At 65.4% G+C, this 24,416-nt stretch carries 15 protein-coding genes and 1 tRNA gene; 6 read left to right on the top strand and 10 right to left on the bottom strand.

Translation table 11 applies throughout. From position 1 onward, the window contains the following. Nucleotides 1-5 precede the first annotated feature (5 nt). From Spa11_RS17970 to Spa11_RS17960, 3 genes are all read left to right on the top strand, one after another. Nucleotides 6-788 (top strand): PP2C family protein-serine/threonine phosphatase, encoded by a 783-nt coding sequence (locus Spa11_RS17970; protein WP_197529492.1) that lies wholly within the window; start codon nucleotides 6-8, stop codon nucleotides 786-788. Between the two features lie 480 nt (nucleotides 789-1,268). Continuing rightward, nucleotides 1,269-2,237 (top strand): serine O-acetyltransferase, encoded by a 969-nt coding sequence (locus tag Spa11_RS17965; protein ID WP_145114778.1) that lies wholly within the window; start codon nucleotides 1,269-1,271, stop codon nucleotides 2,235-2,237. A gap of 108 nt (nucleotides 2,238-2,345) precedes the next feature. Further along, complete coding sequence (locus Spa11_RS17960) at nucleotides 2,346-4,172, top strand: ABC transporter permease subunit (protein ID WP_145114776.1); 1,827 nt, start codon at nucleotides 2,346-2,348, stop codon at nucleotides 4,170-4,172. Here the strand turns inward: Spa11_RS17960 and Spa11_RS17955 are convergent. The 6 genes from Spa11_RS17955 to Spa11_RS17930 form a co-directional block, all read right to left on the bottom strand. Next, nucleotides 4,136-5,470: a LysM peptidoglycan-binding domain-containing protein gene (locus Spa11_RS17955; protein ID WP_145114774.1), complete on the bottom strand. Its 1,335-nt coding sequence runs from the start codon at nucleotides 5,468-5,470 to the stop codon at nucleotides 4,136-4,138. The genes Spa11_RS17960 and Spa11_RS17955 overlap by 37 nt on opposite strands. A 570-nt stretch (nucleotides 5,471-6,040) precedes the next feature. Beyond that, a complete protein-coding gene (gene secD, locus Spa11_RS17950) occupies nucleotides 6,041-9,379 on the bottom strand; it encodes a protein translocase subunit SecD (protein WP_145114772.1) in 3,339 nt (1,112 codons plus the stop codon). Nucleotides 9,380-9,483: 104 nt separating this feature from the next. Further along, entirely contained in the window at nucleotides 9,484-9,873 is a 390-nt protein-coding gene (gene yajC / locus Spa11_RS17945) for a preprotein translocase subunit YajC (RefSeq protein ID WP_145114770.1), read from the bottom strand. Nucleotides 9,874-10,053: 180 nt separating this feature from the next. Further along, nucleotides 10,054-11,199, bottom strand: coding sequence for a tRNA guanosine(34) transglycosylase Tgt (gene tgt / locus Spa11_RS17940; protein ID WP_145114768.1), 1,146 nt, complete (start codon nucleotides 11,197-11,199; stop codon nucleotides 10,054-10,056). Nucleotides 11,200-11,327: 128 nt separating this feature from the next. Beyond that, nucleotides 11,328-12,653, bottom strand: coding sequence for a DNA-directed RNA polymerase subunit alpha C-terminal domain-containing protein (locus Spa11_RS17935; protein WP_145114766.1), 1,326 nt, complete (start codon nucleotides 12,651-12,653; stop codon nucleotides 11,328-11,330). Between the two features lie 107 nt (nucleotides 12,654-12,760). Continuing rightward, nucleotides 12,761-12,834 (bottom strand) — tRNA-Thr (locus tag Spa11_RS17930). 396 nt (nucleotides 12,835-13,230) lie between these two features. Here Spa11_RS17930 and metH point away from each other — a divergent pair. After that, on the top strand, nucleotides 13,231-16,998 hold the full coding sequence (gene metH, locus Spa11_RS17925) for a methionine synthase (RefSeq protein WP_145114764.1): 3,768 nt from the start codon (nucleotides 13,231-13,233) through the stop codon (nucleotides 16,996-16,998). 113 nt (nucleotides 16,999-17,111) lie between these two features. Then, on the top strand, nucleotides 17,112-17,840 hold the full coding sequence (locus tag Spa11_RS17920; RefSeq protein WP_145114762.1) for a heme-binding protein: 729 nt from the start codon (nucleotides 17,112-17,114) through the stop codon (nucleotides 17,838-17,840). 9 nt (nucleotides 17,841-17,849) lie between these two features. Here Spa11_RS17920 and Spa11_RS17915 read toward each other — a convergent pair whose 3' ends face one another. The 3 genes from Spa11_RS17915 to msrA form a co-directional block, all read right to left on the bottom strand. Further along, a complete protein-coding gene (locus tag Spa11_RS17915; protein ID WP_145114760.1) occupies nucleotides 17,850-18,761 on the bottom strand; it encodes an alpha/beta hydrolase in 912 nt (303 codons plus the stop codon). 180 nt (nucleotides 18,762-18,941) lie between these two features. Beyond that, a complete protein-coding gene (gene msrB, locus Spa11_RS17910) occupies nucleotides 18,942-19,607 on the bottom strand; it encodes a peptide-methionine (R)-S-oxide reductase MsrB (protein ID WP_231933026.1) in 666 nt (221 codons plus the stop codon). Beyond that, nucleotides 19,604-20,248 (bottom strand): peptide-methionine (S)-S-oxide reductase MsrA, encoded by a 645-nt coding sequence (msrA, locus tag Spa11_RS17905; protein ID WP_231933024.1) that lies wholly within the window; start codon nucleotides 20,246-20,248, stop codon nucleotides 19,604-19,606. Before msrA ends, msrB begins: the two co-directional genes overlap by 4 nt. Nucleotides 20,249-20,714: 466 nt before the next feature. Between msrA and aroF the strand changes: the two genes are divergently transcribed. Continuing rightward, nucleotides 20,715-21,716, top strand: a complete 1,002-nt coding sequence (gene aroF / locus Spa11_RS17900; RefSeq protein WP_231933023.1) for a 3-deoxy-7-phosphoheptulonate synthase — start codon at nucleotides 20,715-20,717, stop codon at nucleotides 21,714-21,716. 682 nt (nucleotides 21,717-22,398) lie between these two features. Here aroF and Spa11_RS17890 read toward each other — a convergent pair. Continuing rightward, a complete protein-coding gene (locus tag Spa11_RS17890) occupies nucleotides 22,399-24,291 on the bottom strand; it encodes a hypothetical protein (RefSeq protein ID WP_145114754.1) in 1,893 nt (630 codons plus the stop codon). Between the last annotated feature and the right edge of the window lie 125 nt (nucleotides 24,292-24,416).

Raw genomic sequence — 24,416 nt, 5'->3', positions numbered from 1 at the left:
CCGAGATGACGACCCCCACCGAGATCGGTCGGCTGGGTCGCCGCGCGATCGCCGCGTTCTCGACGCGCTCGCCCGGCAAGGAGACGCCTAACGAAGACTCCGCCGCGCTGTTGCCGTGGGACGACTACTCGGCCGTGCTGGTGGTGGCGGACGGCGTGGGCGGGCAGTCGCTCGGCGAGGTCGCGTCACGCAAAGCGGTGCAGGCGCTCGAGCGTTCGCTCGCGCTGGCCGACCGTGAGACCTACCAACTCCGCACCGCGATCATCGACGGCATCGAAGCGGCGAACCAGGCCGTCCTCGCGATCGGCGGCGGGGCGGCGACGACGCTGGCGATCGTCGAGTTCTCAATCGGCGGGCCCGACGGCGACTTTGCACGCACGTACCACGTCGGCGACGCCGGCGTCCTGGTGTGCGGCGGGCGCGGCAAGCTCAAGCTGCTGACCACCGCCCACGCCCCGGTCGCCTACGGAGTCGAGGCGGGGCTGATCGGGAACGATGAAGCGATGCACCACGAGGACCGCCACGTGGTGTCGAACGTGATCGGCGCGGCCGACTCACGCATCGAGCTGGGGCCCGCGGTCAAGCTGTCGCAGCACGACACGGTGCTCGTCGCCAGCGACGGGTTGTTCGACAACCTCACCACCGACGAGCTGATCCAGCTCAGCCGCCGGGGCACGGCGATGGACGCCGCCCGCCGCCTCGCCGACGCGGCCCACGAACGGATGATCTCGACCTTGCCTGGCGTGCCGTCGAAGCCGGATGACTTGACGCTGTTGGTGGTGCGGTAGCGTCTCGGCTTGGTGGGTTTTTTGTCGCGTCGACTCCGAACGCTAACGCATACCGGCTCCCTGGCTGTGGGAGGGATAGCAACGAGTTGGGGCATTACCGGCGCCGATGGCTCGCGAACCCGTCGGCAGTTCACGGCGTCTTGATGATCAGCTAGCAGATTCTGAGGAGCCCTCAGCGTCAGCGCCGGGAGTCGCCCCGCCGAGAATCGCTGCATTCGACCCCGGCCGACCGCCGAATACTCCCCCTGGCGAGTTGATATCCGGTCGCGGTACGCCTACGATTCGCGCTATGAGCAAGCACAGCCCTAACTGCCTCGGCTGCCTGTGTAGCGGCCCCGCCCAGTTCTAAGCAGGACTGAGCGGGTCTCCGCCGCGTGCGTCGCCGCTAGCGTCCGCTAGTTGGCCGACGCTTCCCTCCCTTTGCTTGCCCCGCCGCTCGCCCCCGCCTTTTGCGAGCCGCCACCCGACGGAAGCCCTGCGATGGCCACCGACCCCCGCGTCAAAGACTGCGACCTGCCCCGGCTCACCGAGCGCATCGTCGCCACGTATGACAGCGTCGGCACGCTGAACCACCTCGACCACTGCCCGCTGCCGAAGTACTGCGACATCGTCTCGGCGGTGCAGGACTTGATGGAGATCCTCTACCCCGGCTACCGCCAGCGGGAGGGGCTCCACCGCGGCAACATCGGCTACTACATCGGCGACCTCCTCGACCGCTTGCACGACAAGCTCACCAAGCAGATCGGCCGCGCGCTGCAGCACGAGGCGCAGCGTTTCTATGAGGAAGGGGGCGACGGAGTCGTCGGCCCGTGCGAGTCGCCCGAGGACTACGAGGCCCTCGGTCAGGCGAAGACGATGCTGTTCCTCGACCGCCTCCCCGAGCTGCGCGAGACGCTCGCCACCGACGTGAAGGCCGCCTACCTCGGCGACCCGGCGTGCAAAGGGCCCGATGAAGTCATCTTCTGCTACCCGGGCCTCGAGGCGATAACCGTCTATCGACTTGCGCACCTGTTGTACGAACTCGATATCCCGTTTGTCCCGCGGATGATGACCGAGTGGGCCCACGGCCGCACCGGCATCGACATCCACCCGGGCGCGACAATCGGGCCGTACTTCTTCATCGACCACGGCACGGGCGTCGTGATCGGCGAGACGTGCCACATTGGCGAGCACGTGAAGCTCTACCAAGGCGTGACGCTCGGCGCGCTGTCGTTCCCGACCGACGACGACGGCAACCTGGTGCGCAACACCAAGCGGCACCCGACGATCGAGGACCGCGTCGTGATCTACGCCAACGCGACAATCCTCGGCGGCGACACGACCGTCGGCCACGACTCGGTGATCGGTTCGAGCGTCTGGCTCACCAAGAGCGTCGGCCCCCACTCAACGATCGTGATCGAAAAGCCTAAGCTCCGCGTCCGCTCCGACGACGCAGCGGCGAGCGCCTGACGGCGAGAGACGAGGGGTTAGGGACGAGGGGTTAGGGACGGGGGACGAGGGGACCAGTATGCTTATACTTCCCTCGTCCCCCATCCCTAGCCCCTAGCCCCTCCCCCCATGCCCCTCGGCCCCGTCTTTCGCCATGAGATGCTCGCCGCCGGGCGGAAGCGGCGGTACTTCTGGGTTCGCGTCCTGGTGGGCGTCGGGATGCTGTTGCTCTTGGCGATGGGCTATCTGTCGGTCTACGAGCAGACCCGGTTCCAACAGGGCTACAATGCCGTCGATGGCGCCGGGCGGATGTCGATCTCTGGCGCGGCGATGCTGTCATCGACGTTTTACGTCATGTTCGCCTGGGCGACGATGCTCGGCGTGCTGTTGATCACCCCCGCCATTGTCGCGGGGGCGATCGCCACCGAGCGTGAGCGGCGCACGATCGAATACCTCTTCGCCACCGATCTGTCGAACGCGGAGATCGTGCTCGACAAGATCGTCGCGCGGCTGCTGGTGGTCGCGAAGTTGGTGCTCGCCACGCTGCCGGTGCTCGCCATCTTCCGCCTGCTGGGGGGCGTGCCCGGCGCGCTGTTGCTGACGCACTTCGCGATGCTCGCCAGCACCGCAACGCTCACCGCCGCGATTGCGCTGACGGTCGGCGTGTGGTGCGAGCGGGCGCGCGACGCCGTGCCCCGCGCCATCGGGGCGGTGTTTGCTTGGATCGTCGCGCTGCCGATGGCGTTCTTTATTAGCTCCTTGCTGATGTTCCGGCAGACGCCGTGGGCGGACTGGTTCAACACCAGCGTCCTGATGCCGACGATCCAGGCGATGGCGGCCGTCCATCCGCTGATGATGCTCTTCCAATCGTCCGGCGTGTTGGGGTCGGTGCTGGGCATCGACCTCGACCGCTGGGCGATCGCGCGGATGGTCCTGCTTCACTTCGTCGCGGCGACGGTGCTGCTGGGGGTGTGCGTCGCCATGGTGCGGAAGGTCCACCTGCGAGCGGCCGCGAAGCCGGGCGTCAGGCTCAAGGCCACGACGGGCTCGGCCGCTTCGCGTTCGCCCTACGAGAATCGCCCGATGCTGTGGAAGGAGATGTTCGCCGCGTCGGTCCGCAAGTCGGGCACGAAGAAGTGGGTGGCGAGGTTGGGCGTGGCGGTGCTGCTGATCGCCGCGGGTTCTCCGTTCGCGGTGATGCTCTACGGCGTCATTACGGGCGAGTGGCGGGTGGATTTCGAGACGTACATGGGCGTCGCCACCGGGATCGTCACGACGTGCGGCTCGATCCTCGTGCTACTGATCGGCAGCCGTGCGGCGGGGCTGGTGACCTACGAGCACGAACGCGACACGCTCGTGTCGTTGCTCTCGACCCCGCTGGACAGCACAGCGATCGTCTCCGCGAAGACGTGGGGCAACCTCTACGCCTACCGCTGGCCGCTGATCGGATTGGCGCTGATCCCGTTGCTAGGCGCCATGATCGAGATCCAGGCGTTGCTCTCAACCCTCGGCGTCATCACTTCGCTCGCGCTGCTGTCGTGGGCGGCGACGGCCATCGGGCTGGCGGTCTCGATGCGGATGAAGAACTCCATCAAGGCGATCGCGGCGACGATGTTTGTCTTGCTGGCGATCGGCGTCTTCTATTCACTCCTCGGGTTTACTTTCGCGGCGGTCGGAGGGTGGAGCGATAACGACTTTGCGATCTTCGTCGCCCCTCCGCTTGCGCCGTTCCTAATCGCATTCCCCATGCTCGTGGGCGCCGAGTCGTCCGGACCGCCCGACGAAGTCGTCGCCTCGTACGCGCTTGGTCTGGGTTTCTACGCGGTCATCGGGTTCTTCGTGACGGTAAGCAACAAGCGGCAATTCGACCGCATCAACGGCCGCAGCCCCGAAGCGGTCCCACTACCCGTTTCGGCGAATCACCAGCCGTTGGCGTCCCAGGCGAACTCTTGTTGATACAGCGCATCGACGGGGCCGCGGCGCTGTTCATCCGTCAGCGGGCGGTCTTCGGCCGAGCCGACCGGCTTCAGCGGCCGGCGCTGAGCGGTCGCTGCCGGCGGCAGGTAGGCCTCCGACGCCGACACGGTCGAGAAGTCGCCGGGCCGTTCGAGGTGCGGGTAGCCAACGCCGGTGGCGCTGACGGCGGGCGCCGCGGCTCGGGCCGGGCGGTCCTTCGGCGCCTTGAGGACCATGCCGATCGGTAAGACGTCGGGGTGCTGGAGCCGGTCGCGGTTCAACTCGAAGAGCTCTTGCGATCGGTCCGAGTCGCCGAGGTAGCGATCGGCGATCGAGGCGAGCGTGTCGCCGTCGGTGACGATGTGCTGGACGAACGACTCGCTGGCGGCGGCCGGTTGCCGCTCGATCGGGTCGAACGATTGCCCCGCCGACGCGTCGTAGCGGAGCGGGTTGCGATCGGAGTCGAACCCCGTCGAGGCGGCGTCGAACCGCGGACGGGCTCCATACGGGTTGGGCTCGTTGAATTCGGCCTCGTACGGGCTGGCGTCGAGCATGGGCTTGGCCACGGTGACTTCTTGCGGGACGTTCGGCTCGAAGCCTTCCTGAACCCCTTCCTGAACCCCTTGCTGGGCCCCCTGCTGGGCCACCGGCGGCAGTGGGGCGCGGAGCTCGGGCCAGCCGTCCGACGGGGGCGCCTCCCGCTCGGCCGACTCGGGCGCCTCGACGCCGAGGGCCGGCCTGGCGTCGTCGGTCGCGTTGCCGCGGGGGACGGGCGTCAGGGGACGCCCAGAAGGGCCCCTGTGAGGCTCCTGGAGGCCCGTTGACGCGAGGTTTTGGCTGGTAAGCCAATCCTGCGAGGGAGCCTCGACATCGAGCCTAGAGGCCCCTGTGGACGCCTCAGAGGGTGGTCCCCAGGGAGACTCCGGCGCCACGTTCGACATCGGCGCCTCGTCGGACCACGAACCGGTCGGCATCATCGCCGCCACGGAGGCGACTTGATTGGTTGGCGACGAGGGATTGGTTGGCGATGAAGGGTTGGTTGGCGATGAAGGGTTGCCCAGCGATGAGGCCGCCGCCGACGGCGCCGGGGCCGACCACGGGTCGGCGCCGCCGATGCCGTTCCGACGGTCCAAGGTGTTGGCGGCGAGCGGTCGCAGCCCTTCGGACTCGTCGAAGCCCGACGGCTGCAAGTACCGCGACAGGCGGTCGATCACCTCGGGGGGGCCGACCAGCGACGCGGCGAAGAAGCCGCCGCCCAAGAGAATCAGCGAAGTGAGAAGCTTGTTGAGTTCGGTCACGGCGCACCTCAGCCCTAACGCCCCGCCAAGCCTGTAGCTTGCGCGGCGTCACTAGGGGGAATGAAAGGCTCGTCCGTGAACACCAGAAAGCGGCCCGGCAACATCCGGTCCGGGCTCGCATTGGTCTCCGTACCCAATGGCATCGGCCATCAAGCACCGGCGCCGCTAGCAGAGGCGTCAGAACGCGTTCGGCGCCGGTTAGGCAAAGCCTGCGGCCCACCTCCGGCTCCCGTTGCGATCGACTCTCCGCTCGCAGCGCCCACAGATACGCGGCCGCCGGAAAAGAGTTCTTCTCAAGTCTCGCGCAGAGACGCGGAGACGCCGAGAGTTCTTGGCGAGCCGGCGACGTAAGTCGTCGGAGTTACCCGAAAATAGTTAACCACAGAGCCACCGAGGTCTCGGAGTTAAACACGGAGGAAAAACCTCTGTGCCAATCTCCGTGCTCTCGGTGGCTCTGTGGTTGAGTGCGCTGCTTGCAAGGCTGTCCGTGAGGCGTCTCCGACGACTTGCGTCGCCGGCTCGCCGCTGGTTTCTCTGCTGTCTCCGCGTCTCTGCGCGAGACCTTGCCGGTTACGCCGCCTTGCGGGGGGAGTTGCCGGCGGCGGTCTTTGTGCCGTCGCCGCCGCCGATCATCCACAGCAGCGCCGGCGTCGCGATGAACACCGTGCTGTACGTGCCGGCGATGACGCCGATCACCATCGCGAACGCGAATGCGTGGATGCCCGCGCCGCCGAAGAAGTACAGGATCACCACCACGATCAACGTGGTCACGGCGGTGAGGATGGTCCGGCTGAGCGTCTGGTTGATGGCCTTGTTGATTATGTCCTTCGTGACCCGCGGGCTCTTGCCTTTGATCTCACGGATGCGGTCGAAGATCACGATCGTGTCGTTCAGGGAGTAGCCGATGATCGTGATGAACGCCGCCAGGATCGTCAGGCTGATCTGGAACGAGTCGACCTGCAGCGCGGTCGCCAGGGCGGGGACGCTTTGGACCACCCACGACGAGAGCGCGATCGCCCCAAGCGTGACGAGCACGTCGTGCACCAGCGCGAGCGCCGCGGCCAAGCCGTAGGCGACGCTCTGGAAGCGGAACCACAGGTAGGCGGTGATGCCGATCAGGGTTAGCACGGTCGACCAGATCGCCTTCGACTGGAGGTCCGAGGCGACGCGCCCGCCGATCTTGCTGGTGAGCGGGAAGAGCGGCTCGTCGGCGAGGTCGCTTTGCAGCGTCTGGGCGACGGCTGTGGTCTCTTCTTCCGAGAGGGGTAGACGCAGCGTCCAGTCCTTGAAGCGTTGGCCGCTTCCGGACGTGTAGTCGTCGTTCTCGACCTGCGGCGCGATCCCGCTGCGGCCTTGCGCGGCGAGGATGTCCTTCAGCTGGGCGACGAGCGCGTCGTGGGCCAATCCGTCGTTCTCGCCGAAGCCCTGTCCTTCGTTGAACACCAGCGGCAGCAGCGTGCCGGTCGAGCCGCCGGCCTCTGTGTAGGCCTCGGGCTCGCCGAGCTGGACGTCGAACGTCTGGAGCTTGTCGCCGAACAGTTCGACGATCAACGCCTCGACGGCGTCAACATCGTCAACGTTGGTGCTGATCGTGTAGCGATTTTGCGGCGCCGCTTCGACGTTGTCGTCGTCGGTCCGTGCGACCACGAGCAGGTTCTTGTCGCCAAGCTCGGGGGTGAGGGCCTCGGTGACTTCGGCGATGGACATCGCCTCGTCTTGCTTGAGGACCATCGTGACGCTCGACCCGCCGGTGAAGTCGATGTCGAGCAGGTTCGTGCCGCGGCCGAAGACGCCCGCTAGGCCGATGCCGATCACCACCAACGACAGGACCATCGCCGGGATCGCCTTGCCGATGAAGTCGAAGTTGGTCTCGCCGATCATCGAGCCGAACGACAGCTTCTTGATCCAGCGGCGGCGTTCGGCGATGTCGAAGAACGTCCGGCTGCAGAAAACTGCCGTAAACATCGACATCAAGATGCCGAGGAACATCGTGACGCCGAAGCCCTTGATGGGGCCGGTGCCGACGCTGTAGAGGACGACCGCCGCGATCAACGACGTGACGTTGGCGTCGAAGATCGAAGAGAAAGCCTTGTCGAAACCGTTGCGGATCGCCATGCGGAGGCTGGCGCCCTTCTTCATCTCCTCACGCATGCGCTCGTAGATGAGGACGTTGGCGTCGACCGCCATACCGATCGTGAGCACGATGCCGGCGATGCCAGGCAGCGTGAACGCCGCCTGCATAAGCACCATCGAGGCGAGAACCAGCAGCAGCATCCCCAACAGCGCAAAGCAGGCCATCACGCCCGCGAAGCGGTAGTACAGCACCATGAAAACCAGGATGCCGACCAGCGAAACCGTGATCGCGTACTTGCCCTTCTGGATCGTCGTGGCGCCGAGGGTCGGGCTGATCGTCTCTTCGCTGATGGGGGTCTTGTTGAGCGCGGCCGGCAGGCTGCCCGCGTTGAGGATGCCGACGATGTAGTCGACTTCCTTCTCCGCGTCGGCGCCGCTGCCAATCGAGATCTGGCCGCTCGAGGTAATGCGGTCGTTGAGGCTCGGCGCCGACAACAGGTTCTTGTCGAGCAGGATGCCGAGGAACCGCTTCACCCCCGTGGAGGGGTTCTCGAGGTTCTCGCCCGTGAACCGGCCGAACTTGCGCGAGCCGATCGTGTCAAAATTGAAGATGACGATCGGGGCGCCGATCTCGTCGTAGCTCTTCGAGGCGTTGCGGAGAAACTCGCCCGTCACATTGTGGCGGTCGAGCAGCACCAGGGCCTCTTTGCGGCTGCCGGCGGTGCGCTGCACCAATCGACTGTCGTCTTCGCCGAATTCCTTCTCGTTGTACTCCACCCACTCAGCGACCGGCTTATCGTTCAGCACGACAAGCTTCTCGCTCGGTCCGAGCAGCTGGGCCTTCTCAATGATCGAGCGGTCTTCGGTCCAACGCGGATCGGCGACGATACGGAACTCGAGCTGGCCGAGGTCGGTGATCCGCCGCTTGATGTACTCCAGGTCGCTATCGCCCGCTTTGGGGATGATGATCTCGATAGCGCCGCCGTAGTTGCGGATCGAGACTTCCTTGGTGCCCGCGGGGTCGATGCGTTGGGCGAGGGCGTCGATCAGCTTGTCGATGTCGACCTTGCGTTGGGGCGAAGTCTCGGTCGATTCAGCCTCGGCGTCGTCGGTGTCGGTCTCGCCGCGCGTCTCTTCGTCGGCCTCGGTATCGAGCGCGTTGGCCTCGACAGGGGCTACGTCTCCTGAAGCCGGAGCTGCGCCGCTGGTGTCGGCGAGCTCGTAGACGAGCGTGATGCCGCCGGCGAGGTCGGGGCCGCCCTTGAACTGGCCCGTCGCAACGGTCAACGCCGCCACCGAGAAGACCGTGAAGATGATCGCCAGCCGCCAGGCCTGCTCGGGCATCCGCCATTTCTTCGCCAGCCAGTTACCTAGCACGATCGGCACAATGATCGCCGCCAGCGTGGCGAGGACGCCAAGAATCCGCTCGGTCGAGGCGGCGGCCGCGGCGTCGCTGGCGACCTCGTCGATCGCGCCGGCGGCGGGAGAGTCGTCCGAGTTGGCGCTCGGCGATGACGGCACGCCTTTACCGGCAGGCGCTGGCTCGGCGCCGTCCGGGACAGCCGAGATCGCGGCGTCGCCGGCTTCCATCTCTTCTTCGCTAGTGACCTCCGCGTCAGGGGCCAGGGCGTCGTCAGCGGTCGGGGCTTCCGCCGCTTCTTCTGCGGGAGCCTCCGCTTCCTGCGCGGCCGGGGCCGCGGGGGTTTCGGACTCTTGAGCGACAACCGGCGCCATGGCCACGAGGGCCAGCGTCAGCGAGGCGAGAAGCCAACCGAGGGACCCTGTCCGACGAGTCAATTGGTTCCGTCCGGTCAGGTCGTGGGTGGGGATCGACATCGGTCGAATGACCCTTGCTATGAGTGGTTTGCCAAAGGGCCGAGCCGTTGAGGCGTCGGCGGCTCTGTCGGTGGATTGGGTGGTTGTTTGTCTTGGTGACGAAATTACTTGTCGTCGGTGACGATGCTATCGACGGCCCACAGCGAGACGCGGACCTTGGCGCCCGTCGTGTCATCGACCCGCAGGGTCAGCCGGCCGGCGTCGCGCTGAACGCTTGTGATCACGCCGTGAAGCCCGCCGGTGGTGACGATCCGATCGTTCTCTTTGAGGTTGTCGATCATCGTCTGGAACTGCTTCTGCTTCGTCCGCTGGGGGACGATGAACAGGAAGTAGGCCAACAGACCCATCGCCAACAGCGGCAACATGGTCAGCAGCGGGTTCGGCGCTGCCGCGCCACCGCCGCCATCCTGGGCGAGTAAAAGCCACGGGGGAACCACCACCGAACTAACGGCGTTTGTGGCGGATGCGATCAACGGCGGAAAGAGCGGCGACACGGAACCTCACGGCGGCCAGCCTCGAGCGGCTAGCCCCCTGCCTGGCGGTAACGATTGGATCGAAACCGCGAATGGTAAAGCCTTATGGGAAAAGGGGAAAGGGGAGACAGCACGAAGGGGGAATGCGGAAAGCGGAATGCGGAATAACGCGCGAGGCGATCCCTAAGCTCCGCTTGCGCTTCATTCCGCATTCCGCATTCCGCTCTCCGCATTTGGCTTTTTCGCCCACCCGGCCTGACACGCCCGCTTGTACTCGGCGTAGCTTTCCGCTTCGATGGCGGCTCGGGCGCCGGCCATGAGGCGTTGGTAGAAGGTCAGGTTGTGGATCGACAGCAGGATGCCGCCGAGCATTTCGCCCGCCATAAACAGGTGTCGCAGGTAGCCCCGGCTGTGGCGGCGGCAGCCGACGCAGGGGCAGTCCGCCTCCAGTGGCCGCTGGTCGTGCTGGTGAACGGCGTTCTTGAGCCGCACCGGGCCCCTGTAGGTGAACGCCAAGCCGTTGCGCCCGTTGCGCGTCGGCATCACGCAGTCGAACATATCGACGCCCCGCTGGACCGACTCGAGGAGGTCGTCTGGCGTCCCGACGCCCATCAGGTAGCGGGGTTTTTCCTTAGGGAGCAGCGGCTCGGTGAACTCGATCGTCCGGTACATGTCGGCCGCTGGTTCGCCGACGCTCAGGCCGCCAATGGCGTAGCCCGCCATGTCGAGCGCCACCAGCCCCTCGGCCGAGAGCCGCCGCATTTCGGGGTCGAGGCCCCCCTGGACAATGCCGAACAGCGACTGATCTTGTCTGGTTTTTGCGGCGATGCAGCGCTCGGCCCAGCGGATGCTGCGGTCCATGGCCGAGCGGACCACCTCGGGCGGCGAGGGGAGCTGCACGACCTCGTCGAGCTGCATCGCCACGTCCGCGCCGAGCTGCTCTTGGATCTGGACCGACCGCTCGGGCGTCAGGTCGATGATGTCGCCGTTGACGTGCGACTTGAACCGCACGCCGCGTTCGTCCACCTTGCGGGCGTCGGCGAGGCTGAAGACTTGGAAGCCCCCCGAATCGGTGAGCATCGGGCCCTGCCATCCTGAGATGGCGTGCAGGCCGCCGAGCTTCTCGACCGTGTCGCCGCCGGGCCGTAGCGCGAGGTGGAACGTGTTCCCCAGCACCATCTGGGCGCCGGTCCCTTCAAGCCGCTCGACATCCACACACTTCACCCCGCCAACAGTGCCGACGGGCATAAACGTCGGCAGCTCGACCGTCCCATGCGGCGTGTGGAGCCGTCCCCGTCGCGCGCCGGTGGGATCGACGCCTAGGGGTTCGTAGCGGACGGAGTGCATCGCGGCTCGTCAACAAATGGGTGGCGAGCCGGCGACGTTAGTCGTCGGAGGGAACCCGGAACACACTGCAATCCGGTCCCCCGACTAACGTCGGGGGCTAGCCAATGGACGGCCTGTCGGCCGGCTTATTAGGCCTCGCCGCGGAGCTTTAGGCCGTGGGCGGTGAGCTTTTCGCGGACCTCGTTGAGGCTCGTGACGCCGAAGTTCTTGCACTCCAGCAGGTCGTCGGGCGTGCGGCGGAGCAGCTCGCCAACGGTCGTCAGGCCGAGGCGGACCATGCACTTGCGGGCACGGACCGAGAGGCTGAGGTCGGAGATCGGGCGGTCCAAGAGGGCCCGCTCGTCCGGCGACATGTCCTCGGCGCGGAAAGAAGGCTCTTGCTCGCGCTTCTGGTGGGCGAACTGGCCGAGCTCCAGACCCTTCGAGTTGAGCATCTCGCGGATTTCGATTAGCGAGGTCTCGCCGAAGTTCTTGCTGGAGAGCAACTCTTGCTCGGTCGTCTCGGTCAGGTCGCCGAGGGTCATCACGCCCATCCGCTGCAGGCAGTTGCGGCTGCGGACCGAGAGTTCGAAGTCGGTGACCGGGATCGACAGCACCTGCGACATGCGGTCCTGCTGACGACGGGCCTCCTCGTCGTAGAACATGTCGCGGCTGCCGTCGGCGTCCTTGAAGAACAGCCGGGCGCGCTCGTGGGCGGGGTAAACGTCGAGGATCCGCTGGTAGCAGCCCTTGGCCCGCTCGTACTGCTCGACGTCCTCGTAGAGGATACCGAGATTCAGCAGCGTGCCGACGTGCGTGGGGAACTGCTGGGCGGCCTTCTCGTAGAGGTTGCGTGCGTAATCGTCGTTGCCACGGCGGTCGTTCTCGAGCGCCAGGCCGAATAGCGAGCCGGCGTGGGTCGAGTCGGCGGCGACGGCGCGTTCCAGCAGGGCGACCACCTCTTCGGGGTTGCCGGCCAGGGCCTGGACCGTGGCCGAACGCTGGTAGAGGTACTCGGCGGTCTGCTCCACGGCGCCGGAGAGGCCGTCAAGAACCGCCAGGGCGCCCTTGGCGTCGCCCGAGTAGCGGAGGGCCTCGGCCTTGGCGAGGTTGACGATGTCCTTGTCGTAACCCGCCCGCCCAGCGGACTCGTAGGCGGAGACGGCTTCCTCGTACTTGTCGAGGGCGAGCTTGGACTTGCCCAGGTAGAAGTGCGTCAGGGCGCCGCCGTCGGCCTTCGTGAGCACCTCGATCGCCTGCGAATAGCGGCCGAGCATATAGAGGCAGACGCCGAGCTTCGCCGAGGCGGCCGGCGTGCGGCTGGGCTGGGACTCAAGCTCCTGAACGGCCTCTTTCAGTTCGCCGTACTTGCTGTAGTTGGCGGCGATTGTCGCGGTGATCTGCTCGATCTCACGTGGCCCGAAGGCGGCGGTGGAGACGATAGCCTGCTTGATATCCGTGTCGAGAGCCGTCATGTGCAAAGTGGGCAGAGGGCAGTAGGCAGTGGGCAGGAAGAGCGGGGCAATTCGGTCTGGCGCGCAGTACTGCCGTCTGCTCGCTGCCTGCTGCCCTCTCCTCGAAAAGCCGGTGGTCGGAGTCGAACCGACAACCCCCGCATTACGAATGCGGTGCTCTGCCAATTGAAGCTACACCGGCGTACCGACCAGGGAACGCGGACGCTCCGCTGGCCGGTAGCCCCGCAGTTTAGCGACCGACCCGACAGCTGCCAAGCCGGTCCAACAGGTCGCTCCAACCCAACATCTAGTGGCGTCTGAGCCGTGGGCGCGAGCCTTCGGTGGGGGCCCTCGGTGGGGGCCCTCGGTGGGGGCCCGGCGCCAGGGTTCCACCGAGGGCTCGCGCCCACGGCTCAGGCGTTTTTTAATGGGTTGCTGGCTGACGGGGTGGCGGTTGCCGAACCCTTTGCCGCCAATGTTGTGTCTTTTGCGGGTGGGAATGCGGTCCGGAGTCGGGATAATGGCCGATTCTAGACCGCTCGGGCGCCGCCATACGCCCCTCTCTCCCTTCGCTTTCCACCGACCGCAGCCCCTCTCCATGCCGCTCGACGCCGTTAAGGACCAAACCGACCTGCTCCGTTCGCTGATGGCCGAGCGGGTGCTGTTGCTCGACGGCGCCACGGGGACGCAGACCCAGGCCCTAGGGATTGGCGAGGCCGAGGTCCGTGGCGAACGGTTTGCGGAACACCACAAGGACCTCAAGAACTTCGGCGACCTGCTCTGCATCACCAAGCCCGAGGCCGTCCTGACGATCCACCGCCGTTACCTGGAGGCGGGCTCCGATATCGTCGAGACGAACACGTTCGGCGCGAGCCCCGTCGGCATGCTCGACTTCGAGTTTGCTGAAGCCGGGCACGACAACCTCGCCCTCTGCCGCGAAATCAACACGGCCGCCATCCGTCTGGCGAAACAGGCATGCGCCGAGTTCACGGAGAAGAACCCGGACAAGCCGCGGTTCGTCGCCGGCTCGATCGGGCCCACCTCCAAGCAGATGGCGATCTCGACCCAGGTCGAGGACGCCAGCTTCCGCGGCACGACCTTCGATGAGATGGTCCAGTCGTACTACGTCCAGACCCAAGCGATGGTCGAGGCGGGCGTCGATATCCTGCTTGCCGAGACGGCGATCGACACGCTCAACCTCAAGGCGTGCCTGTTCGCGTTCAAGAAGTATTTCGAAGACGCCGGCGTCCGCGTGCCGGTGATGGTGTCGGGCTCGTTCGATAAGGCGGGCGGCACGTTCGTTTCGGGCCAGACAGTCGAGGCCTTCTGGAACTCGCTGTCGCACTTCCCGATGCTCTCGATCGGCATGAACTGCGCGCTGGGGCCGGACGTGATGCGGCCGCACTTAGAAGAGTTGCAGCGCGTAGCGACGGTGCCGATCAGTTGCCACCCGAACGCCGGCCTCCCCAACGAGATGGGCCAGTTCGACATGACGCCGGCGATCATGGCGAAGCTCGTGGGCGACTTCGCCGACCAGGGTTGGGTCAACATCGTCGGCGGCTGCTGCGGCTCGGGCCCCGAGCACATCGCCGCGATCGCCGCGCGCGTGAAGGATTCCAAACCGCACAAGCGAACGGTCGTCCCCGCCCGCTTGCGGCTTAGCGGCACCCAACCGATGGAGCTGCGCCCCGATTCAACGTTCCTGATGATCGGCGAGCGCACCAACGTCACCGGCAGCAAGAAGTTCGCCCGCCTCATCAAGGAAGAGAACTACGACGAGGCCATCGAAGTCGCGCGCGAGCAGGTCGCCAACGGCGCCAACATCGTTGACGTCAACATGGACGAGGGCCTGCTCGACTCCGAAGCCGTGATGACGAAGTTCCTCCGCCTGATTGCGGGCGAGGGGGACATCGCCGCGGTGCCGGTAATGATCGACTCCAGCAAGTGGTCGGTCCTCGAAGCGGGCCTCCAGGCGGTGCAGGGCAAAGCGATCGTCAACTCGATCAGCCTCAAGGACGGCGAGCAGGAGTTCCTGCGCCGCGCGGGGCTCTGTCGTTCGTACGGCGCCGCGGCGGTGGTGATGGCGTTTGATGAAGAGGGCCAGGCCGCCGACGAGGACAACAAGGTCCGCATCTGCAAGCGCGCCTACGACCTGCTCACCAAGCCCGTCGAAGAGGGGGGCGCCGGCTTCCCGGCCGAAGACATCATCTTCGACCCCAACATCCTCACCGTCGCCACGGGCATTGAGGAGCACAACAACTACGCCGTCGATTTCATCAACGCCACGCGCCGTATTAAGCAGGAGTGCCCCGGCGCCAAGGTTTCCGGCGGCGTGTCGAACATCAGCTTCTCGTTCCGCGGCAACGACGTGGTGCGCGAGGCGATGCACTCGGCGTTCCTGTACCACGCGATCGCCGCGGGCCTCGACATGGGCATCGTCAACGCGGGGCAGCTCGCCGTTTACGATGAGATCGACCCCAAGCTCAAAGAGCTCGTCGAGGACGTGCTGCTCAACCGCCGACCCGACGCGACCGAGCGGTTGGTCGACTTCGCCGAGAGCGTCAAAGGCCAAGGGGGCGCGAAGGCCGTCGAGGACGAGTCGTGGCGTCAAGAACCCGTCGAAGAGCGGCTCAAGCACGCCCTCATCAAGGGCATCGTCAAGTACGTCGAAGAGGACACCGAAGAGGCCCGCCAGAAGTACCCCAAGTGCCTGAACGTCATCGAAGGCCCGCTGATGGACGGCATGAGCGTCGTCGGCGACTTGTTCGGCGCCGGCAAGATGTTCCTGCCGCAGGTGGTGAAGTCGGCGCGGGTGATGAAGAAGTCGGTCGCCTACCTGCTCCCCTTCATGGAGGCGGAGAAGGAAGAGGGCGACACCTCCAGCACGCGCGGCAAGGTCCTCATGGCCACCGTCAAGGGCGACGTCCACGACATCGGCAAGAACATCGTCGGCGTCGTGCTCGGCTGCAACAACTTCGAAGTCATCGACTTGGGCGTGATGTGCTCGGCCGAGAAGATTCTTGAAGTGGCGCAACAAGAGCAGGTCGATGTGGTCGGCCTCTCGGGCCTGATCACACCGAGCCTCGACGAGATGGTGCACGTCGCGCGCGAGATGCAGCGTCTGGGGATGAAGACGCCGCTGCTCATCGGAGGCGCCACCACCAGCGCCAAGCACACGGCCGTCAAGATCGCCCCGCATTACAACACGGACAACGGCGGCGGCGTCGTGCACGTGCTCGACGCGTCGCGCTCGGTAGGGGTTGTCGAGAAGCTGCTCAGCGCCGAAGCGAAGTCGGCCTTCCAAGCAGATAACACCAAGCTGCAAGTCGACTTGGTGGCGAGCTACAACAAGCGCCAACAAGTGTCGCTCGTGCCGTACGCCCAGGCGAAGGCGAAACGCTTGGAGACCGACTGGGCGACCGTCGATATCCCGACGCCGGAGTTCGTCGGCGTGCGGAAGCTCGAGGACTTCCCGCTCACCGAGCTGCGTGAGTTCATCGACTGGAGCCCGTTCTTCCAGACGTGGGAGCTGCGCGGCAAGTACCCGCGTATCTTCGAGGACGAGGTAGTCGGCGTCGAGGCGAAGAAGCTCTTTAAGGACGCCAACGAGCTCCTTGATAAAGTCATCGCCGAGAGCCTGCTCACCGCCCGTGGCGTCTACGGGTTCTTCCCCGCCAATGCCGACGGCGAGGACATCGTCATCTACTCGGACAACTCAAGGACGACGGAGCGCTGCCGGTTCCACTGCCTGCGTCAGCAATGGGAGCGGAAAGGCCAGACGGACTTCCGTTCGCTGGTCGATTACATCGCCCCGATCGGCAGTGTCGATTCGAAAGGCGAGGCTCGCCAGGACTACCTCGGCGCCTTCGCAGTGACGGCGGGCCTCGGTTGCGACAAGCTCGCCGCCGAGTTCAACGCCGACCACGACGACTACAACTCGATCATGATCAAGGCGATCGCCGACCGGCTCGCCGAGGCCTTCGCCGAGTGCCTGCATCGCCGCGCGCGTGTCGAATGGGGGTACGGCAAGGACGAGTCCCTCTCCAACGAAGACCTCATCAAAGAGCGCTACCGCGGCATCCGCCCGGCGCCCGGCTACCCGTCGCAGCCGGACCACACCGAGAAGCCGACTCTGTTCAATCTGTTGGACGCCACGGCGGCGACCGGCATTGAACTCACCGAGAGCTACGCGATGTTCCCCGCCGCGAGCGTCAGCGGACTCTACTTCGCCCACCCCGAGGCGCGGTACTTCGCCGTCGATCGGCTGACGCGCGATCAGGTCGAGGACTACGCCAAACGCAAGGGCATGAAGCTGGCCGAGGTCGAGCGCTGGTTATCGCCGAATCTGGGTTACGACCCGCAGTAGGCCCTGCTGACTAGCCGGGCTAGGAGCGTGAAATAAAACGCGAGCCGATTTGAGGGGTCGCGCCTACGATTACGGCAAGCCCACAAGGGTCTCTCGGAATCGGAGGGGTACACATGCGTACGCTTAGCGACTGGTCACTGTCCATCTTGGTAGGGACCGCGGCGATAGCCTTGTTTGCGAGTGTCGGCCAAGCGGCGGAGAAAGTTGAGCGCCGATCGACCTCAGAGAAGGTCTCAGCCTGGCTGGCCGACCTTCCCGCTGCCGCTGCCGAACTCGAGCCGTACAGCCCGGCCCGCGAAGTGATCGAGGCGGGTGAACTCGATAAGGCGAGAGCGATGCTCTCTTTCCGGCCTCGCGCCGAGGCGCCACTGCCAGAGGGGTTCCCGTCCTTCACGCCAGTTGGCGTGATCGAGGTGAAAGAGTATCCGGCGTACCGTAGAGCGGTTGGTCCTTCTTTCTGGACGCTCTTCCAACACATCCAGAAGCAGCAGATTCCGATGACCGCGCCGGTCGAGATGAACCGAGCGCCGGGCGCCAACGGCGATGGCGCCATGGCGTTTCTCTACCAAAACACTGGCGTCGGAGAACGCGGTGAAATCGATGGTGTTGAAATCGAAGATGTCCCAGCAACGACCGTCGTCTCGCTTGGATTCCGCGGCGGCTTGAACGATCGGCAGGTCGCCGAGTCCGCGCAACGCCTAAAGGATTGGCTCGCAGGCCAGTCCAAGTACCGCGCGGCGAAGGAACCCGAGATGCGCGTGTTCGGCTACAACGGTCCGCAGGTCCCAGAGCGAGATCGCTACGGAGAGGTGCAGATTCTGCTCAAGCCGGCGGCTCCGTGAACGAAACTTCTACTCAGTTGGTAGTTTATAGTCTCGCCACAGCCACCGCAGCGATTCCGGAAAGATCGCCCCGCCATGCCGCCCGTCGTGGCCGCCGTCGCCGGTGACGAACTTGTAGTCGTATCCCTTGAAGGCAAGCGAAGAGGCCATCTGTTGATTGCCGAGCCACCAATTGCCGTGCACGTTGTCGAGGTCGTTCGAGCCGTCTTGCAAGAAGACGCGTAGCGGCTTGTCTTCGCCCCGCGGCGGCTTGCGGATGAGGGCGGGATAGACGTGCCCGCCGCGGATGTTGGTGAAGCTGCCGATGTGCGACATCACCTTGCGAAAAGCGTCGGGCCGCTCCCACGCCGCGGTGAAGGCGCAGATGCCCCCACTGGAAAGGCCGCAAATCGCGTGGCCCTCGGGGTCGTCAGTGATCTTGTACGTCTTGCGTAGCTCGGGGATCAACTCGGTGAGCAAGAAATCCGCATAAGCGGGCGACAGCGAGTCGTACTCGAAGCTGCGGTTCTCCGGCTGCGGGTTCCAGCCGGGCTTCTCCGGCAGCGCGTCCTTCTTGTGACCCGGATCGACGAACAGGCCGATCGTCACCGGCATCGCGCCTTCGTGGATCAGGTTGTCGAAGACAAGCGGCGCGCGGAAGTCGGCATCCTCGCTGACGTAGGCGTGCCCGTCCTGAAACACCATCAGCGCCGCGGGCCTTGAGTCGCTGCCGTCGTACTGCGCGGGGACGTAGACGTAGTAACGCCGCAACGTGCCGGGGAAGACCTTGCTATCACGCCACTCGTGCGTCGTGACTTTGCCCTGCGGAACGCCCTCCTGCCGTGAAGACTCGGGGCCGTACTCGTAGACGGTTTGCGCGTCGACTGCCGTGGCAACGAAGGCGATTGCGATGGCGATGGCGAGAACAACGGGGCGAAGCATGGCGTCGGCTCGGACAAGAATAGGGCAGGGACGAGGCCGACACTGTAACCCATCACGATTGCGCCGTCACGAAACCAAGAATGTGGGAGGCGTCTCCAGACGCCGATGACGCGCACCATGCCGTTTGCGGTATGGAGACCGTATTCGGGGTCTGGAGACCCCTCCCACAAAATTGTGGAGTCAGCGAGACTTAACGGGCGCCGCCTTCTCGATTGCTCCTGACGCATCGCCTTTCGCCGCTTTCACGTCCTTGGCGGATACAAATCGCAGCGACGCCGAGTTGATGCAGTAGCGCAAACCCGTCGGACGGGGGCCGTCGTTGAAGACATGCCCCAGGTGCGCCGCGCAGCGGGCGCAGCGCGTCTCGATGCGCTGCATGTTCAGGGTGTAATCGGGGTGCTCGGTGATGACGTCGTCGGTGACCGGCAGCCAGAAGCTCGGCCAGCCACAGCCCGACTCGAACTTGGTCTTCGAGGTGAACAGCAACTGGTCGCAATTCACACAGCGGTACTCGCCTGGCTTCTTGTTGTTCCAGAACTCATTGCGGAAGGGTTGCTCGGTGTGCGCTTGGCGGGTGACGCGGAACTGCATCGGCGTCAGTCGCGACACCCAATCCACCTTCTCCCAGTCGGTGTCGGGCGGCAGCGGCTCGAGGGCCATCGACTTCCTCGAGCGGCGCGCCGGTTTCTCTTCAACCGCCGCCGAGGGCGCCGCCTCAGCCGCGGCGGACTCGGCCGTCGCCGCGGGCTTCGCGCCTTGTTCTTCACTCGCCGCGTTGTCGGCAAACACGGCGACCACAGCAAACGACGCCAGCGCGGCGCCGATCAGTACCAAGAGCGATTTCATTGCGACAACCCTCCTTCGGGCTTGAGCAGATCGGCAAACGCCTTGCGGTACTTCTCGACCTTGGGGCTGACGACCGCACGGCAGTAGCCTTGATTGGGGTTCTTGGCGAAGAAGTCCTGGTGGTACGCCTCGGCGGGGTAGAACCTTTCGAGCGGCGCCACCTCGGTGACGATCGGCTTGCCGTAGGCCCGCGACTCGTTGAGAGCGGCGATCACCCGTTCGGCCGTCTCGCGCTGCTCGTCGTCGTGGTAAAAGATCGCCGAGCGGTACTGGGTGCCGTGATCGGGTCCCTGGCGATTGAGCGTGGTCGGGTCGTGTGTGCGGAAGAAGACCTCCAGCACTTTCTCGTACGAGATCACACTCGGGTCGTACTCGATCTGCACCACCTCGGCGTGGCCTGTCTGGCCCGTGCTGACCGCTTCGTAGGTCGGGTTGACGAAGCGCCCGCCCGCGTAGCCCGACACGGCCGAGTGGACGCCGTTAGTGACTTCGTAAACCGCCTCGGTGCACCAGAAGCACCCGCCGCCCAGGGTGGCGAGGGCCTTCTTCGGCGACGCGGCTTCTTCAGCGGCTGCTTCCATCGTGAATAACACTCCCAGCGCCGTCAGGACGGCGAGCATCGAGAAGGGATGGCGTGACATGGCGGGTTCCAATAACACGGACGATCGGGGCCTTCGTCGCTTTCACAGCATTCTAGGGCGGCGCCCAACGAGGGGGAATTCTGCACGGGTGGGAAATCTCGGCCCGCTCGGCTCGGGAGACGAAAGGCGGCAAACCGATCGGAGCCGAAAATACGCTTGCTTTCCTGAAAATCCGTGCCGATACTCAAGCACATGCTCACCTGGCGAAGCGACTACCGGTTTACCTACTTCTTTGGCTTCTTTTACGGAGCCAAGGGCCCGGGGGTCGTGCGTAACGCCGCGTAATGCGAGCTGCAACACACGAGTGAGCAAAAAACTCAGCCCCGAGGCCCCCGCGGCCCCGGGGCTGAGTTTTTTTGTGCGCTACGGGCTCACTAGTAAGCGCACCGTCAGAAAAAGGCATTCCAGCAAATCCCTCACCCCCTGAACCCCTCAGCCCCCAGCCCCTCCCAAAATGATCGTTGTCATGAAAACCACGGCCACCGAAGCCGACCTCCAGCACCTTGTGAAGCACGTCGAGTCCCTCGGCCTCAAGGCGAACGTCCTCCGCGGCACCGAGCGGACGGTGGTCGCCGCAATCGGTGATGAACGCGTCATCGGCGTCACGGCTCTCGAAAGCTCGCCGGGCGTCGACAACGTGATGCGGGTGCTCGCCCCCTACAAGCTGGCGAGCCGCGAGGCGCACACGGAGACTTCCGTGATCCGTGCCGGTTCGCTCGAAGTCGGCGGCAAGCCAATCGGCGTGATCGCCGGGCCGTGCAGTGTCGAGAGCGAAGAGCAGATCGTCGCCACCGCCAAGGCGGTCAAGGCGGCGGGCGCCACGGCCCTCCGCGGCGGCGCGTTCAAGCCCCGCACCAGCCCCTACAGCTTCCAGGGCATGAAGGAAGACGGCCTCAAGCTGCTCGCCACGGCGCGCGACGAGACGGGCCTGGCGATCGTCACCGAGGTCGTCTCGCCCGAGGACGTGGACCTCGTCGCCGGCTACGCCGAGGTCTTGCAGATCGGCGCCCGCAACATGCAGAACTACCGCCTGCTCGAAGCGTGTGGCCGCGCCGACGCCGCCGTGCTGCTCAAACGCGGCCCGAGCGCCACAATGGAAGAACTGCTGCTCGCGGCCGAGTACATCCTCGACGGCGGCAACTCACGGGTCATGCTCTGCGAGCGCGGCATCCGCACGTTCGAGTCGCACACCCGCTTCACGCTGCCGCTGGCGAGCATCCCCTACTTACAGCAGAAGACCCACCTACCGGTGGTGATCGACCCCAGCCACGGCACAGGCCACACCTACATGGTTTCCGCCCTAGCGAAGGGCGCGATCGCTGCGGGCGCCGACGGCGTCATCGTCGAGGTCCACCCCGACCCCGAGCACGCCAAGAGCGACGGCTACCAAACGCTCAGCTGCGACGCGTTCACCACCATGATGGCCGAGTGCCGCCGCATCGCCGACGCGGTGGACCGGACGTTGTAGCGGACAAACCGGACGCTAACGCGTGCCGGTTGATCGGACGGCCCCGCGGCAAGAAAAAATCAGCCGCGGGGCCTTAGCCCCCGGTTCCGCCAGCAGACTAAACTGGCCGGATGCTCAATGACGAACCACTCGCGTACTTCATCACCTGGACGGTCTACGGCACATTTCTACAGGGCGACGAACGAGGCTGGCGCAAGCGGGGAAGGGGGGAACAGAACGCTCAACCAAAGTTGGCGGAATGGCGTCGCGAGCGATTGAAGCACCCCATCGAGCTACTGAACGAGCCGCAAAGGCGAGTGGTAGAGTCAGAGATCGAACGCCTAGCCGAGTATCGAGGTTGGCGCGTATGGGCAAAGAGCGCGCGTTCTAACCACGTCCATACAGTGATTTCGGCGCACGGGGTCGCCGGTAGCGTAGTGCGCGACCAACTCAAGGCGAACTGTACTCGCGAGTTGAGGACACATTGGGACCAATTCATTGATCGTCCCGTTTGGACGACAGGCGGCGACTGGCAATGCGTCAACACGGAAGACGAGTTAGAGCAAGTCGTGGTCTATGTCACAGTAGCGCAGGATCGAAAAGAGTTTGATGCTCTCCAGAGGGGCAGAACCGGACGCTAACGCGTGCCGGCTGATGACCAACACGAGTGACCAAATATCAGCCGCGGGGCCTTAGCCCCCGGTTACTTTTGCTGCGCCAAATCCTCGCTGATTCCCCGCTGTTCGATCACCGCCGCCCGCACAAAAACGTGGCCCGATGCGGGATCGACCTCGGCGATAACGTCGGCGGGCGCCGTCGTGCCGGGCGGGTAGAACTCGATCGTCTCGGGCTGTCGCGCGGCGTCGCTAGTCGTCAGCCAAAGCGTGCGGCCATCGACCGCGCCCCAGGTGAGGCCCAAGCCGCCGAGCACGCCGTCGAGCGCTACCCCGAAAGGCCGGTTGGTGACCGAGCACTCGACCGTCGATCGCGGCCCATAACCGATGTCCGCGAGCGCCCGCCAATCGACGAGGATCGACAGCCCCGTGACGCGGCGCCAATGACAGAACACCTCCGTCAGCGGCGTCGGCTCGACAAAGCTGAACGTCGTCCGGCGGTCGAGCACCGGCGCGAGCGTCGCCAGCGACGGCTCGGCCGATAACAGCGAGCGCGGGTACTTCGTCTTCAGCGGCAGACCCCGTACGATCCGCAGGCGTTCACAGAGCACGACGAGGCCGTACTGCGTGGCGAGCGATGCGGTGACGCCGAGCTTGCCGTCGCTGAATTGTGAATCGGCGGGCAGTTTCCCCAGTCGTCGCAACAGGGCGACCATCTCCGCCTCGTCTGCCTCGACGAGGTCGGCGACCGGGTGCTGGATCGTGCGGGGTTTGTCGGCGTCGATGCGGACGACGGTGACAGACGATCCCTCGGCGTCAAACCCCAGCCGCAACGGCTGGAGCGATGTCTCGAGAAGTTCCGCCAGCGTGACGCCCTCACCGACCAAGTCGATCGGCTTGGCGGCCGACACACCCGCGAGCCGCAAGGCCACCGGGTCGATCGTGATCGGCACGCCCGCGACGTCACCCACAACACGCAGCGCCTCGTCGAGCGGGATGTCACGCAGGTTGACCGAGGGGACCGCGTACGTCAGCGCTGTTAGCGACGAGCCGGTGAAGGGGCCGTTCGCTTCGTTGGTCGGGCCACGACGGACATAGACGCCGGCGTGCTGGGCCACGGCCGCAAGCTCGTCGTCGAGCGACGGCTCGGTTGGCTTGCGGGTCGTTGGCTTCGACGGTTCATCCGCCGGCGCCGTCGCCGGAGCGGCGCCGTGGCCCTTGCGAAGCACGATCTCGACCTCATTGAAGTCGATCGACAGCGGGTCGATCTCCGACGGCGTCTCTTCAACCGGCGGCGCTTCCTCGACGGGTGCCGTACTCGCTAGTGCGACGCGCTCGACACCGTTCTCGTCGTTATCCCCATCGTCCTCCGCGGCGTCATCCGCAACGGCGTCCGGCGGCAACGCCAGCAGCGCCTCATCGACTGGCTCGGTTGGTTCAACGGGTAGATCGTCAACAGCAGTCCCACCGGCAGGCGATTCGTTCGCCGCGACTTCCTCTGGAGTTAGTTCGGGCTCTGGAGTTGGTTCGGCAGCGGGCTTGCTGGCGGAGGGCGGCGTCGGCTCGGCTGTGGTTGGTTGTTCGTTAGCAGCGACTGTTTGCGGCGGCGTGTCGGGCGTCTCGGCGCCGGGCCAGAGGAAGAACGCGATCGCAGCGACGCCGGCGAGCGCAACGCCGCTCGCCGCTGTAACAATCATCCACGGTAACGCCGCTGCACTCGCTGGTTCGACGACCGGATCCGGCAGCGGCGGAGGCGCCGCGAACGCCTCCGCGGGCGCCTCGGTCGTCTCGAGCGTGTCGCTCATCACCGCCACAACGGGCGTCGCCGCAACAGCAGGGGCCGCCGCGGCTTCACCCGCGGGCGCCGCGATCAACACCATGCTGCCGCATTTCGGGCAGGCATGAACCTCACCGACAAACCCCTCGTCGCGCACCTTCAGCCATGAACGGCAGGTTTCGCATTGAACACGAAAGGCGGTCACGGCAGCGCTGATTGAATACAAGACGAATGGGACGCGGACGGACGCGGATTAAAAGGATGAACACGGATATTCAAAGCGCATGAGCATCTGCGTTCATCTGTTCAATCCGCGTTTATCCGCGTGCC

Source organism: Botrimarina mediterranea (genome assembly GCF_007753265.1).
Lineage (GTDB): Bacteria > Planctomycetota > Planctomycetia > Pirellulales > Lacipirellulaceae > Botrimarina > Botrimarina mediterranea.
This window is presented reverse-complemented; position numbering and strand designations above follow the sequence as displayed.